This is a genomic window from Bacillus cereus group sp. BfR-BA-01524, assembly GCF_022662595.1.
GTDB classification, from domain to species: Bacteria; Bacillota; Bacilli; order Bacillales; family Bacillaceae_G; genus Bacillus_A; species Bacillus_A thuringiensis_S.
The window spans coordinates 46,404-61,740 of the sequence record NZ_JAKUDW010000020.1; the positions used below are offsets into that span (position 1 = coordinate 46,404).

The following is a 15,337-nucleotide window of genomic DNA, read 5'->3' on the forward strand; positions in this document are numbered from 1 at the left end:
GTTATTCAAAATAGTTTAATACATTAAAAATTGATAAGCTTCTGCACTTAAGAAACCTTCAATTTTATTCAAAGGTGATTCCAATTACGTCCACATTAGATCTCCTGTAGAAAGCTTTTTAACAATTAAGCCTCTTCTTCCCTTATTTATAATTTTTAAATTAAATTTCCCTCTATAGTATAATAAAGATGTTTCGTTTTCTAATGGGGTATGTCGTAAAATCAAAAGAGATTTTATCTCTTTTACCTTCTTTTCAGAGTAAATTTCACCACTAGGAAATTCTATTATTCCTAATGTAATCTTTAATTCGCTCTCATCAAAAGTCCACTCTTTATTAAGTTCTCTTATCTTTTGTATAAAGCTTCTTTTGGTTTGTCCTATATAGAGCAATGTTACATTCTTAGCATATACTCTAGAGATTGCAAATATCCCCTTCTTAGAAGCTTCTTCCCTATTATAAAAGTCATTTATACTATACATGCCATACCACTTAATATGTACTGTTTCTATGAATCTCACCTCGTTTTTAGACAATATTATAATTTCTGAATGTTCAAATTATTATTGGTACATATGCTTGATTACTTGAATTATAAATTGTGCTTTTCAATAATACATTTTATTATTACTAATTTCAATAATGAAGAAAAATACAATACTATAGTTTAATTACAAAGCTGTATAAAAAACAAAGTGATGTCGTGCCACATATTTTCTTTTTTTACAATATCAAACTATCGTGAACACAATTTTAAAAGTTATGGAATAAAAATAGAAATGTATGTACATACATTTCTATTAATTGAAGAAACCTTCTTAATTGAGGTCGTACCCCAATTAAGAAGAAAAAGAGTAGAAATTTAATCTCTCTACGCTGTTGAAATTATTCAACTCCCAAAAAACTGTACATCTTCTAGAGATACTAATTTTCTAATTTTGATGTTTTTATAGTGCTTGAGCGTGATATTATTCAAGTTTTTTCATTGAGAATGCATAAATACAAACAAAACCAGTAATACATCTTTTCTGTACCGTACTGGTTTTGTTTAAGATCATCTTAAATTGTAGCTAGTTCACCGAGATTGCAAATTCCGATTTCGGTGCCCCAGCGAATACGATTGTTCCGTTCTTCGGAAGTTCCACCTTGTTATTGCCACTCACAATGGTGAAGTTGACGCAAACTCCCTTCTCATCATACACCGCAAATGAAGCATTTGATGGCAGCGTCACGGTCATCCTTTTGTCTGTTGCCGCTTGTGGAATTGTAAACCATTTCGCATGTCCATTTGCATCCAACGTAACTTTGGATGATTGGCCTACATCAATTGGTTTTACATTAGATTCACTTACGTATAACAATCCAGCCATCTCCATATATTCATTGCCGCCTTCTGTATAGAAATGCGTTTCCGTCGTATCACGACCATTCATCACGGGTACTTGGATCTGATGCACCGCGGTGTTCGGACCTGTAATTTTTCTGCCATCCCAATAGCCTGCTGGGCCTTCCTTGCGAGTAATTTGAGTACTAAGATGTTTCGACTGAACAAGATATTGAATAGAACTAAATTTCTCGTTTACACGATAAAACTTGACACCTTCCCTCTTTGCCCATGCAGCAGCGGTTTTCTTCGAAAGCACGTTGTCTTCTAGTTTCTCAGCTAAATAGTGAGTCATCACACTTTGCCCTAAACCTGGATGAGATTTATATGCGCTCTCCTTCAAATAAGTTCTTCCATTCTTCTCGGTTACGAAGTTGAGCTTGGAAGTACCCCCCTCATTAATAAAGCTTCCATCAGCAGTATATACATATTTTTCTTCTGGATTAGATGGTAAGAATAGTTCACCGTTCTTCGTAATTTCAATTTTGAAATGAGTTTCGCTATTGCCATAAAATCCTGCTTTCTTTGCTACACCTTGAGGCATTTTGACTTTGACCGGCTTGCCAAAGGATTTGTTCGGCTTGATTTCCTTAATAATACCTTTTTCTTTAAGCGTAGCGAGCAGCAATTCAGTTGCCATTAGTTGATTTGTAGAGCTCCGTCCACCAGATGTCAATACAGCCGCTGCTATTTTCTGTTCCGGAAGCACGACTAATATAGCATGTTGCAATGCCGTATCGCCTCCCTTAGCCAAAGCTTTGATCCCATATTCACTGAATGGGTATAGTTTTACACTATCCCAGCCAAGACCATAGTTAAAAATATTCTCGCCAGCCCCCGGCCACATTCCTTTTTTATATTCCTCTTGCTCCATTGCCTTAACTACCTTATCAGAGAGGATTCCTTTTCCCTGTCCCATAAATAGTTGTGAGAATCGCACCATATCTTCTGCCGTGGAAGATATGCCTCCCGTACCAATAACATTCACCGATTCAATTGGAAGTTGTCCTTGGTACGCCGGGTAATATAGTCCAGCCCGATTTTCATCCCTCCATTTGTTCTGCGGCGTTTTCGTATGATTCATCTTTAAAGGCCCTGTAAAGTTTTGATGTAGAAATTCAGTAAAGCTCATACCACTAACTCTTTCCACCAAAATTTCGGCCAGCGTAAAGCCATCGTTACAGTATACCGAGAAAGCACCAGGGTCCGCCTTCAAGTTTTGATTTGACAATTGCTGTAACAAGGTATCATGGGCATAGGTATCATTATCGTTAAATAAAAATGCATTACCGAACGTAGAACCTTGCAATCCAGAGGAGTGATTCAATAACATACGCGTTGTAATGCTTTTGTATCGACCGTCTTTCATCTTAAAATCAGGAACATAGCGGACAACAGGAGCATCTAAATCGACTTTTCCTTCATCGACCAATTTCATTACAGCCGCTGTTGCATACATTTTACTAACTGAACCAATCCCGTATAAAGTATCTTTGGTTAGCGGCTTTTCCCCTGCCATATCGTTCTTGCCAGCCTGACCCGACAAAATAAGTTTTCCATTATCAATTAGTGCATACTGCACGCTATTCGCTTCATGAGACTTTGTAAGTAGCTCCGCCTTCTCTGCTGCAATCTTCTTCAGTTCCTGACTAGCTACTTCTTCACCAGTTACAACAGTAGTCCTACTTTCAGAAAATGCTTTCGCTCCTGTTGGTAGAATCATAGTTATCGCTAATGCAGTAGCTAACACACCAGTTAGCTTATTTTTCATCACGGAATTACCTCCTTAAATAATTGATCGTTTTCATCATTAATTTGTTTAACTATGAAACTATGATAAATTTTACCCGTTTTTACTTTTAGACTACTTGCTAAATTCAGCAAGTAAAATATTTTTAAAAGGAGGAGGACTATCAGCTATAAGGCTGTTCAAATTGACGGCCAATGTATGCTTGCCTCCAAGTGTGCCCCCAGCAAAAGTTAAAAAGCCAGGAATGGTTCCTCCATGCCCCCATATCGATTCACCGTTTGAAAGCTTCATTTTGAAAATTCCAAGCCCGGAATCGCCAAGCTCATCTACTCCTGTAGGGACTGTTGTAAGCATTTGCTTTAGTTGCTGTTCTTTCAGTAATTTGCCTCCAAGTAAATAAGAAAAGAATTTGTTTAAATCATCAGCTGTAGAAATCATCTCTCCGGCCGAGCTCCCCGTACTTGGGTTATAATAAGTAACATCTTTTGGCTCACTTGCTCTGTCTAATTGGATATATCCACGGGCATGCTTAGTTCCTGGAATCACACTTGAATTTCCAGGTAAGAATGTATTTGATAATTCAAGTGGTTCAATAATTCGATTTTCAATCTCTTCCGCATAGCTGTTCCCAGTTACTTTTTCAATAAGAATTCCTAGTAATACATATCCTGTATTTGAATACGACCAACTCTTTCCTGGAGCAAAATCTGGAGGCATGGATATTCCCATCTTTACTAATTCTTCAGCAGTATAAGATTTTTTTGTATCCATCATATTAAAATCCTTTGACCTTGTGTAATTAGCGATACCACTTGTGTGATTCAATAATTGCCGGATAGTAATCTGTTTATCATCATATCCATTTCCTTGAATGACACCAGGCAACCATCTTTCAATAGAATCGTCTAGATTTAGGCGGTTTTCTCCTGCTAATTGAAGTACAACTGTTGCAGTGAACGTCTTTGTCACGCTGCCAATTCGAAATCGAAAATCTGTTTTCATTGGTTTCTTGGTACTTAGATCCGCTACACCAGCCGCATAACTCCATGTTTTTCCACCCTCAGAAGTTTTAGCAAGTATCCCTGGATATCCAAGTTTCAATGTATCCCGCATTGCCTCCTTGACGGAATTACGGTCTCTTTGATTGCTTGTTTGTAACGAGTTAGATACATTTTGAATGGACTCCGCTTTTACACTTGAGGTTAGAGGTGTATAAAACAGGGAACCTCCAGTTATTAAAAGAGCTAAACCTGTACATGTAATTTGACTATGCTTTTTCATCAAAATAATCCTCTCCCCTATTCATATTGTATAAATGGTTATTTGCTGTTTGGAACTAATCACACAGCTTTCTTCTTAACCCACTGCAAAAGGACGACATTGAATCTGTAATGTCTCTTTTCCTCCAAACAAGTCTTATTAATTGATTTGTTTTTTATAGAAATATATAGTATTTTTCTCCTCTCACTCTTCTTTACATTTTCATCTTACACAATGAAAATCTCTTTTTTCTTACCTCTTCCTTACAAATTCCTTACGTTCAAAATTACTTTTATAATTGATTATTTTTTATTTTAATAACATTTAGTTGTATTAATTTGATAGGAATTTGACTTCACATAAAAGTTTATTTATTTCGAAAAATGAATTTAAATACAAATTAACTATTTAATATTCAACATCTCACCTATACATGTCCTAACATAAGTTCCTATCATCTATATGTATTATTTATTACAACAGCTTTCACGCTAAAAATAAGATATTTCAAAAAAGAGAACTATAGGTATCTCAACAAGAGATTACCAATATAAACAATGTGAAAATGTAAGAACCCCTGTATTACTGCTGATTTCCCTCTAACTAATACAGTTTCAAACATTAGACACAAATACTACATGTAATGTTGAATTTATTACCTATTCAAAATTCTGTTTGTTCATTTTTTCTTAAAATACAAAAATATTTAACTTATAAATATACAAGCTATAATAGGGACGTCTAGGGATAACCTATTAGCACCTTAGAAAATATCAACTTTCTAAAATTGGACAAGATGAAAAAAACACTCACAGAAAGGTGTGTAATCAAAAAGAAAATTCATTAAAAATTCTTTAGTAGCAAAAGACATCGCATTAGCTATGCCTTAGCAATATCTACAATGTTGACGAGGTTATTGAAGCGATATAAAGGGATGGAAAACAGATGTCTCACGAATTAAAAGCAATAGTTTTAGGGGGGATTCTGGACATACTTACAATTTTTCAATCCTTATTCACTTAAATATACCCATCTACAATCAAAAGATTTTGAAAGCGTTCACAAACATTGGGTTTTAGATTCAATTAGAGAAGAACACACGATTTGAGGAACTTGTAGGAGATTCATTTTCCAGAACGACTTATATTCCTAAGACTTAAGAATAGGATACAAGGAGGATTTATTATATGAATGGGAATACTGCTAAAAAAATAGAATTGCAATCTGAAAATACTGTGATTACAAACGAGAAATATTTGGATCCTAAAAAGTGGCATAAGCAAGATACTACGTGGGCATTGAGCCTTTTCGGGACAGCGATTGGAGCAGGAGTACTCTTTTTACCAATTAATGCAGGTTCAGGTGGTTTATTATCATTATTACTCATTACATTACTTGCCTATCCAGTTATGTATTACTCACATAGAGCGCTTGCTAAAATGATATATGCTTCCAATTCTGCCAATGAGGGAATTACGGGTACAATAAGAGAGTATTTCGGAAATAAGGCGAGTATTATTTTTAACATCGTATACTTCGTCTCAATTTATACAATTGTCTTGATGTATTCAATTGCACTTACAAATACTGCAAGTAGTTTTATTGTGAATCAATTACATATGAAAGAGCCCTCAAGAGCCATTTTATCGCTTGTTTTAGTACTGGGTCTTATCGCTATACTAAATTTCGGTCAAGATATCACTGTAAAAATTATGAGCTTGCTAGTATACCCTTTCATAGCTTCTCTACTATTTATCGCAATATCTCTAATTCCTCAGTGGAACACATCAATGCTTAGTTTTTCAGATGTCTCTACTGCTTCAACCGGAACAGGTTATTTGGGAACGATATGGATGATACTACCTATCATAGTGTTTTCATTTAACCATTCTCCAATGATTTCGTCTTTTGTGATAAAACAAAGATCTACGTATGGAATAGAAGCAACTGATGCTAAATGTGCTCAAATACAAAAAGTTTGTTATATCATGACGTTCGTTGTTGTTATGTTCTTCGTTTGGAGCAGCGCACTGAGTTTGACTCCAGATGATTTAAAAGTGGCAAAAGAGCAGAACTTATCAATCCTATCCTATCTCGCTAATGAACTTAATTCGCCAGTAATTACGATTGCAGCTCCTATTATTGCTTTTATGGCTATAACAAAGTCTTTCCTTGGCCATTATATAGGATCATATGAAGTAATGCGTGACATGATTATCAAATTTGGTAAAACACGCGGAAAAGATATAGAAGAAAAAACAGTTAAGACAGTAATTCTTACTTTTGTCGTATTAACATGCTGGTATGTTGCTTATGCAAATCCAAGTATTCTTGGGCTCATTGACGCTCTAAGCGGTCCATTAGTTGCTGCTATCTTATGTCTATTACCAATGTATGCGATCCGTAAAGTACCGGTATTAGCTCAATATAGAGGTAAAATAAGCAATGCATTTGTTATTATTGTAGGAGTACTTACAATCTTAGCAAGTATTAAATCTTTATTCTAACTTACTAGTTAATTATCGTTATTACAAATCAGAATAACAAATTATCAAAACGAAAAAAAGTTGGCGAACGATGTGTACAAACATAAAAAATCTATATATATTCAAAATTTAATTTACGTTCGTCTATATTAACATACTAGGATTAACAAAGAAGCATCCAACAAATTATTATTAATCACTACATTTTCTTTCATAGTATGTCAACGTATAAAATGACACTTTCTATAGTGTCTTTTTATACGTTATAAGATGAATACACTAACTACATACTTATAATTGGAGAGCTTTTGTGAATATCTTCTGTGAGTTGGTCCTTTTCTTTCCCCGTTCATTTCTTCTTTTGAAAAGGTACCACTATATGGACTAAATATCATAAAATGTTAATTTTCTTTTGTTTGCCTATATATTCAATCGCCATCCAGCCATTTTTTGGTATGTTCGATAAAACGTTTTGTCGCTGGTAATGCGTGTTTAATTGAAGTAAGTGACAACCCAAGCGATCGTTTAGGTTTGTCTTCCAATTCCACAACCGTAACATTTTCGCATTGTCCTTGTAATGCGAGTTCAGACATGACACTGATTCCAAGCCCGTTCTCCACCATCGCGACAATCGCATGATCATCACCGGTTTCAAATTGGATATCGAGATGAACCCTAGCAGCTTCTAATACTTTCCTAACATCGTAACCACATGAAGAAGCAGGCATAATAAAAGGCTCTTTCTCGAGCTGATCGTACTGAATTATAGATTGTTTACTTAATGAGTGATTTTTAGGAAGGACACATAGCATTCGATCTTTTCTTAGTGGAATAGATTCTAGATGGCCCGACGACGGTAGTGACATAAAACCTAAGTCAATCACCCCTTGTTGAATCCACGTTTCAATCATTCCATAATCACCTTCCATTAATTTGATTTCAATTCGAGGATATTCCAAGTGAAATCGATGAATGATTGCAGGCAACCAGTGAATAGAAACGCTTGTAAAGGTTCCGATGCGCAAGGTTCCTGCCACTATCCCATTAATCTCTGCAACAGTTTGCTTCAATCGCTCATTATGATTTACTACTTCACGAACATGCATTAAAACACGCTCACCATTTTCCGTTAATCGAACACCTGTTTTATTCCGGGATAACAGTTGAAAACCATACTCCAATTCAAGACTTCTAATCGCATGGCTGACACCTGACTGAGTCACATTCAGTGCTTCGGCCGCTCTTGATAAGTTCCCCATTTCAACCGTCTTCAGAAAGATTTCTAACTTAGTCAGACTCATCGATTCTCCTACTTTCTCATGTATGAATTTTGTTCAAGTATAACATTACATATATTCGTTTTACTAATACTTGAATCACAATTAAACTAAGTACATAAAAATTTTAAAGGAGAACTAAAAATGAAACCAATAAAGGCTAATCTTATGATCTTACTTGTTACAATGACCTGGGGTACTTCCTACCTTTTTATGAAAATCGGATTGGAAACTGTCCCTTCATTTTCTCTTGTTGCATTACGCTTTGGTATTGCTTTTTTGGTTTGTGCTGCTGTTTTTTTTAAACAATTTCGTTCAATTCATTTTGTCACCTTAAAATACGGCTTTATGCTAGGATTTTTACTTTTCGTTGTATCTGCTTCAGTCATCTTAGGTTTAAAAACGACATCAGCTTCAAATGCTGGTTTTCTAGCCAGTTTGACCGTAATCTTTATCCCTTTATTATCTATCGTTCTGTTTAAGGATCGACTGAGCTACAGACTAATCATTAGTTCCCTTGTTGCAATGACTGGAATTGGTTTACTGACTTTGAATAATCAATTAACACTTAATTCTGGAGATTTACTCTGTATACTCGCTGCTCTCTTTTATGCTTTTCATATTATTGTCACCGGAAGGGCGGCTAAAGTTGCCAATACATTGCAGCTTGGAATTCTTCAGTTGGGATTTGCAGGAGGGTTTGGCGTACTCTCTGCCCTGATTTTCGAAGAGCCGCAACTTCCATCCACTAAAGAAAGTTGGATCGCTGTACTGGTATTAAGTATATTCTGCAGTGCTTTTGCCTACATCATTCAGGCGATGGCACAGAAATACACAACACCGACACATACAGGACTCATTTTTTCATTAGAACCTGTATTTTCTGCACTATTTGCATACCTGTTCATGAACGAAGTATTGTCACTCAAAGGGTATATCGGAGCATTACTTATTCTAAGCGGTGTTATACTTGCTGAGATAAAAGTAAAACGAAAATCTACATTATTGCTCTAAACCTAATCGTTCTTAACATAACAGAATCGGCAATTGCTGTCTCTGGTTTATATATTATTAGGGCTTAATCAACATTGTTTACTAATATTTGGTCAAGAAGTCTTGTAGATCGTTCAAATAAAAAATATCTCATGATAGTACTAGGTTTATTTTTTATGCGAGCCCCCTCACCATCAATTTAAGAATTAAAAAAGAGGGGATTATCCCCCTCCTTTTTACGCTTGCTCCGACTGTCGGAATTATTTAATATAACCACGATTCAATTTAGTTAAATTTTCATTGATGGTAAAAATTCTTACTCTAATATCTTTAACACCAGCTGCTTCAAGTCTGCTCTTGTGCATTTCCGCGTATTTTTCAGCATCTTGTTTTTCTTCAAATACATAAATGCCTCCAGCTTCTTTTGTTTCTTCATTCTCAGTCCATATTTTCCAGTGGAATCCTTCTTCTTCGTTAATACTATTTGCTAAATCCCAAAATCCTTTTTCCATTTCTTCACCATAAGGACCTTCAAACGGAAAATCAACTTGTAATAAATATGCCATTTTCACTCACTCCTATTTTTAATATAAAATTCATCGGGAATTCCTTTGTATAAAAATTCTTCCCATTCTTTTACTGATCATGATTCGAATGATAGTAATGTCTAAATTCGTATTGCTATTATTATTCAAGCACTAATTGGAGAATCCCCCTATTTGTAACATAATCACAAAACGATAGTAACTTGAACGCATAAAGTGAAAGTTTAATAGTTTTCAGTTATGTTTAAAAAATATGATACAAACTTACCCCTAAACTAAGGACAAACAAAACAAGCGCAGGTATTGCTTTCTTAAAAGGATCTCTCGCTAATACAATTAGAGTTAATGCGGCTGCAAGCATCGTACCGCCTAATAACAATCCTGCCCATAAAGCTACTACTGGAATCCAGATTCCTATCAACATTCCAATCGCTCCTACAATCTCAAAAGCTCCAGTTAAGAAATTAAAAAACGAAGGTAAACCAAATCGTTTGAATTCATCTGCCATTTTCCCGGATATAATTTTCGTTCCTGTCATTAAAAAGAACAGAAACAACACTATTTTTACAATATTGATGAAAATTAAAATAGTAATCACACCTTTCTTATTATTTGATAAAAACTCAGTATTGTTCAGGTAGTAGTCACTACCTTTATCCTATTTCCTGAGATTACCCGTATGGAAGTCGCTTCAATTTATATTACCCTTCTCAATATTAAAGGGCCGGAAATTACATGCTATAGCATATATAATTCGAAAATTTGACTGGTACTAAGCAAAAAAATGAACCTGAATCAGATATGATACAAAATAAAGTTAGCTTCCCATTCGTCCAAACAAAAAGTATATGCTATAGCATATATAATATCTAAAACAAAGTTTGTTCCTTATGAATAGCATAGCATCAATAAGGAACAAATATTAATAGTGTGTATCATACAATTTGTTTAATAACGATTGTAATACTTTAATTTCTTCCTCGCTCAAATTACTCGTAACGAAATGGTGAGCGTCTTTCACTACAGGCAAGATTGTTTTCTTTAATTCGTCACCTTTTTCAGTTAAAAAAAGGTTATGTGAACGCCTATCTTGGTCATTCAAAGCCTTCTTTACAATCCCTTTTCTCTCCATTGACTGTATCATTCTAACAACAGTAGTTTGATCTTTATCAATAGCTTCCGCCAACTCTTTTTGAGTAGTGCTCCTTTGGCTACAAAGAACACTAATGATCCCCCACTGCTCTGGCGTAACTCCATACGGCTTTAATTTCTTCGTAAAATAATTGGTCATTTTCACGTCAGTACGGTGAACAAGATAGCCTATTAAATCATGTAAGTTCATATATCACCTCTATAAATTAAGATATAAAAGGATATAGCATACCAGTCAATCATTCACAATGAATGTATTTGTTTCACCATATATATGCTATGGCACATATATTAAAGTAGATTATTTTAATTGTCAAATGATTTACCTATTATTTTTCGAAAACAAAATCGCCCCCTTAGATTATAGAAGGAATGACTAATTTGACGTATTTCTCCCTGTCGTTTTATGATATTCTAATAACACTTGATAAAATATGGTATCTACAGACAGTCAAACACCTTTAAAGATACCTACCCCAGTTCTTGCTGTTACAAAATAAACAGCATATAATCAGTTAATCACCCACATTAGCAACGCAAACATAAAGAAAAGGCATTCCAAATATAAAACACCTTCTTTCGTTTTATAAAGTGAAACTTTAATCAGTGGGGGTTTTGTTCATCCCCCACTGATTATTAGTTGAACCAATCGGACTTTTACGGACAGTTGATCCCCCACCTAACTTCTTTGCTTCCGCTGAATTTTGAGGTGGGGGTCTTACTGCCCGTTAAAGCGGGATAAAACCATCCAACACGCTGAACTTTTCAATTTAATATAATCACTCGTTTAACTAAAGAAATTGATTACGTGCATAATGCACTTCTGACTTTTCTTGCGAAATTTAGTGGATCATCAACATCTTCAATATTAACGTAAATCAAATTTGGATCATCACATAACCACTCATTGTGTATACACGAAACGATTATTCCTTGTTTAATAATTGTCGCAACAAATTCAGTGACTTCTCTTTGTAAGAGTGCTACTCGGCCTAAGCATAAAGCCCGTCCAGTTTTATTGTCTCGTGATTCGAATGAAAAGGAAGTTGTTACTCTAAAACGTTTTCCCAAGATTGTTGCTCGTATTTCATCCCTGTTTATTGTTGCCACGCATTTTCCACCGGCGAACCCTTCTTGGCCACCGATAATTTTTGCAAACTGTTGACAAATTAATTCATCATTAAACGCCATACCTTTAATCATCCCCCCTTTTACTGTTAGGTTATGAATGAATACATAGGTCTGAAACGGTAATGAATCTAATCTATTAAAAAAATGATGACAATCTACCGAAAGCTATTAGCTCAATTATTCTTGATTATTTAAATTAACTCGGCTATATATGTTAAGACATTTTTAAAGAGCATAAAAAAGACACCTTAAGGTGCCATTCTCCGATTTGAGAATCATATCTATGTATGGAGAAATTTAGAAAAGAGAAGCTTCTAACTATAATTTATAGAGCTCTTATGCCATTAATTACTTACATACATATTTCCTTATTTACCGGAAGAAGAATTCCAATTATATTACTTTCTGATCAGTCTCGTTAAAGCCATACCAAGAAATCCAGCGCCCATCCCTATTAGCCATCCATTGTGGGCATCACCTAACATAGACCCCACTCCTCCGCCAAGAAACATGCAGCCAACAAATACTAATCCTCCAATTCCCCAATTCGGCCGTTCCATAATTCAATCACACCCTTTCAATAAAACATATGCGATTAACTAGCTCAACTTTCTTGCATAGGATAGTTAATTATTTTACTTAGGTTTAGCACTATCAGGGAATTCGAAAATTTCTCTTTTTTATATAGACCATTCATTTGCCACATTTCTGTTTACTTATATTTTTTAAAAGAAGGTTTCCATTCTGTTAAATCCTGATAAACAAACGTTATATTGTTACATATTCCCTCTACAACTTCGTACATACGTTTCATATCACTAGTCGTAAATAATATAGATCCTTTGCGTTGAGTGCTATCTACAATAGTTGGTATGATGTCTCCCTCTTTTACTAATAGATCAATTAATACGACCTCGGATATGTTAGTTAACTCCTTATACTTGATTTCTTTTAAGCAACCTGGTTTTGGAATCAAGCTTAAAGACATAGCATGACATTTTGAAGATACACATCTAAATTCATCTATAGTCTCAGTAGCTAACGCATCATAATAGTATCCAAATTGGGATATGCCGGTTGTTAGTTCCACCATCTTCCAGATATTACCGCCACCTATTCTAACTTGAGATTCTATAATTATTGGCTTATTTTTTTTGTCTATCTTTACTTCTGTATGAGTAATGCCGTTTTCCATTTGCATGTCGTCCAAAAATAGCATTACTTTTTCCATAATTAATTGTTTTTGAGATTCATCTATAGGTGCTGGCATAATAGTATAGTTTATTATAAACGTATCTTCTTTAAATACTTCAGCTGATATCGCTAGTATAGAATGTTTTTTGTTATAAGAAACGGTTTCGACCGTATAAACTACATCACCTTCAATGTACTCTTCCACTAAAACAGGTAGTTGAATACCATTTTCTTCAAAAAATACCTCTACGTCATCTCCCGTGTCTAGCTTAGATACACCTTTACCACCTGCGCCAATCGGGGGCTTTATTATAATACTATCTTTTTTGTTCAAAAATTCATTAATATCTTTAATGTTATTGCAAACTGTCGAATCTATCGAAAAGTCTTTACCTGCTAGCATTTCACGCATCATGTCTTTATTGCGGGTTATCATATTAGCATTGTAAGAAGGCCCTTTAACATTAAAAATCTTTGCAATTATGCAAGCCGTATCTAATGCTGTTTCGTTGAAAGATACAACCACATCAAATGGTTTCTCTTTGAATAATTCTTCAGCATAGTATATAGACAAGGGTATATTTGTCGTGTCTAATTCTTTTTTATAGAAACATTTTTCTAAGATAGTCCCATCAAAATATATGTGTTTAGCGTACGATCCTATGTACGAAACAATATAGCCACTGTCTAATGCATCTTGTATAGGCTTTGTCCATCCCCCTATAAATAAAATGTGGGGTTTATTTTCTATGTCAGTTCCTTTTAATACCTTATGCATCACAATCATCTCCTCTAAAATGAACTCGTATATTCAATATCATTTCCTTTTGATACACCTCGTCTTAACAACGCCACTAAACACAATGTTGTTCCGAATCCCCCTATAAATAACGTAGTTTGAAGCCCTAATATAGAAATTAAAAATGCACTAGCAAAACTCCCCAATGCCCAAGCTCCCCAATTCAGCGTACGCTGTACAGCATTTACTCGGCCTAGCATGTGATTTGGTGAGGCAAGTTGTCGTATAGTTGCAGCGTAAGGGCCAAATACACCTTCTCCCATACCGTGTATGATACTTGCGGCTACTATACCGTAAACTGTTCCCATATATCCCATTATCGGTATAAAAACCAAACCGGTAACTGATACAGTAGCACTATAAATAAGCATTTTTGTATTATTAATTTGTTGACTTTTTTTCATGAGTATCGTATTACCTATTAAAAATCCGACTGCTGCTGAGCCTACAACAAATCCTATTTCAATTTCAGATAGACCCATTACCTTATAAAGGAATATTACTAAAATGCTATTTAATATGTATTTAAAAAAACCGTAAACAGCACCACAAGTTACAATCGGCTCCAATACAGGGTGTTTTTTGAAATATACCAAACCTTCATATATGTTTTGATATATAGATTTTAAATTTACGTCTTTTAAAGAACCTTCTGTATGCGGTTTAAACTTTGAAATAATTAATACAAACATAAAACAAACAAAATACGTTACTGCGTCAACAGTAAACGAGCCTGTTAATCCAACTAAAGTAATGACGATTCCAGCTAGCATAGGACCAATTACTATAGAAAGAGACTCCGAAAGTGCTAGTTGAGCATTTCCTTTTTTTAAATGGTCTTTATCTGTTACTATTTCAGGTAAGAAAGAAGGAATGGCAATGTTGTAAAACGTGGTGAATATCCCATTTAAAAACATGATAAATACCAGTAAAGGGAACGTTATAATATTTGTTACAGTCAGTATGAATACTGATAAAAACAATACTCCTTGACATAAACTACAAATTAGCAAGACATTTTTCCTATGAAAAATGTCTATTAAAGCACCGGCTACTAACCCGAAAATTAGATAAGGGACGAATATAACCCCACGAAGCATAGCAGCATTTGCTTCACTTGTTTGTAACACCTCTAATGCAAAAAGTGGCAAAGCTACTATTGTAAACTGAGTACCTAACAAACTTATAGACTGTCCTAGCCAAAGCTTGTGAAAATTAAAATGTTTGCTATCTTTCATAATATCCCCCCACTAAATTCATATTTATAAATTATCAAGTTAACGATATAAATAAGAACAGGAAAAACCTATATTTCAACTAGTGTCTGTACCACATAAAGTGAAACTTTAATCAGTGGGGGTTTTGTTC

General features: G+C 34.7%; 13 protein-coding genes and 1 pseudogene. 3 read left to right on the forward strand and 11 right to left on the reverse strand.

Annotation, left to right across the window (positions count from 1 at the left end):
• Positions 1-84: 84 nt before the first annotated feature.
• The 3 genes from MR170_RS09560 to MR170_RS09570 all read right to left on the reverse strand — a co-directional run bounded on the left by MR170_RS09560 (position 85) and on the right by MR170_RS09570 (position 4,413).
• The gene (locus MR170_RS09560; RefSeq protein ID WP_002094078.1) at positions 85-519 is read right to left on the reverse strand and encodes a hypothetical protein; all 435 of its coding nucleotides are present in this window, start codon (positions 517-519) and stop codon (positions 85-87) included.
• A gap of 549 nt (positions 520-1,068) precedes the next feature.
• The gene (locus MR170_RS09565; RefSeq protein ID WP_242308116.1) at positions 1,069-3,153 is read right to left on the reverse strand and encodes a serine hydrolase domain-containing protein; all 2,085 of its coding nucleotides are present in this window, start codon (positions 3,151-3,153) and stop codon (positions 1,069-1,071) included.
• Between the two features lie 93 nt (positions 3,154-3,246).
• On the reverse strand, positions 3,247-4,413 hold the full coding sequence (locus tag MR170_RS09570) for a serine hydrolase domain-containing protein (protein ID WP_242308118.1): 1,167 nt from the start codon (positions 4,411-4,413) through the stop codon (positions 3,247-3,249).
• A gap of 1,166 nt (positions 4,414-5,579) precedes the next feature.
• On the opposite strand from MR170_RS09570, the gene MR170_RS09575 reads away from it, so the two are divergent.
• Complete coding sequence (locus tag MR170_RS09575; RefSeq protein ID WP_098137706.1) at positions 5,580-6,899, forward strand: aromatic amino acid transport family protein; 1,320 nt, start codon at positions 5,580-5,582, stop codon at positions 6,897-6,899.
• Between the two features lie 407 nt (positions 6,900-7,306).
• Here MR170_RS09575 and MR170_RS09580 read toward each other — a convergent pair whose 3' ends face one another.
• Positions 7,307-8,179 carry a LysR family transcriptional regulator gene (locus tag MR170_RS09580; RefSeq protein ID WP_088114952.1) on the reverse strand — a complete coding sequence of 291 codons (873 nt, stop codon included), beginning with the start codon at positions 8,177-8,179 and terminating at the stop codon, positions 7,307-7,309.
• Positions 8,180-8,299: 120 nt separating this feature from the next.
• Between MR170_RS09580 and MR170_RS09585 the strand changes: the two genes are divergently transcribed.
• Complete coding sequence (locus MR170_RS09585; RefSeq protein ID WP_088114951.1) at positions 8,300-9,169, forward strand: DMT family transporter; 870 nt, start codon at positions 8,300-8,302, stop codon at positions 9,167-9,169.
• Positions 9,151-9,321: pseudogene (locus tag MR170_RS09590) on the forward strand (MFS transporter); the annotation flags it as partial. The gene MR170_RS09585 and the pseudogene MR170_RS09590, both read left to right, overlap by 19 nt.
• An 87-nt stretch (positions 9,322-9,408) precedes the next feature.
• Here MR170_RS09590 and MR170_RS09595 read toward each other — a convergent pair.
• The 7 genes from MR170_RS09595 to MR170_RS09625 form a co-directional block, all read right to left on the reverse strand.
• A complete protein-coding gene (locus tag MR170_RS09595) occupies positions 9,409-9,714 on the reverse strand; it encodes a monooxygenase (RefSeq protein WP_043938887.1) in 306 nt (101 codons plus the stop codon).
• A 223-nt stretch (positions 9,715-9,937) separates the two neighbouring features.
• Positions 9,938-10,288: a DoxX family protein gene (locus tag MR170_RS09600; RefSeq protein WP_043939997.1), complete on the reverse strand. Its 351-nt coding sequence runs from the start codon at positions 10,286-10,288 to the stop codon at positions 9,938-9,940.
• Positions 10,289-10,615: 327 nt separating this feature from the next.
• A complete protein-coding gene (locus MR170_RS09605) occupies positions 10,616-11,035 on the reverse strand; it encodes a MarR family winged helix-turn-helix transcriptional regulator (RefSeq protein WP_001048563.1) in 420 nt (139 codons plus the stop codon).
• 614 nt (positions 11,036-11,649) lie between these two features.
• On the reverse strand, positions 11,650-12,048 hold the full coding sequence (locus MR170_RS09610; protein ID WP_242308095.1) for a DUF1259 domain-containing protein: 399 nt from the start codon (positions 12,046-12,048) through the stop codon (positions 11,650-11,652).
• Between the two features lie 326 nt (positions 12,049-12,374).
• Positions 12,375-12,536, reverse strand: coding sequence for a hypothetical protein (locus MR170_RS09615; protein WP_043315290.1), 162 nt, complete (start codon positions 12,534-12,536; stop codon positions 12,375-12,377).
• Positions 12,537-12,688: 152 nt separating this feature from the next.
• Positions 12,689-13,948 (reverse strand): ATP-grasp domain-containing protein, encoded by a 1,260-nt coding sequence (locus MR170_RS09620; RefSeq protein ID WP_242308097.1) that lies wholly within the window; start codon positions 13,946-13,948, stop codon positions 12,689-12,691.
• Between the two features lie 14 nt (positions 13,949-13,962).
• Positions 13,963-15,207 carry an MFS transporter gene (locus MR170_RS09625; RefSeq protein WP_098390032.1) on the reverse strand — a complete coding sequence of 415 codons (1,245 nt, stop codon included), beginning with the start codon at positions 15,205-15,207 and terminating at the stop codon, positions 13,963-13,965.
• Positions 15,208-15,337: the final 130 nt, after the last annotated feature.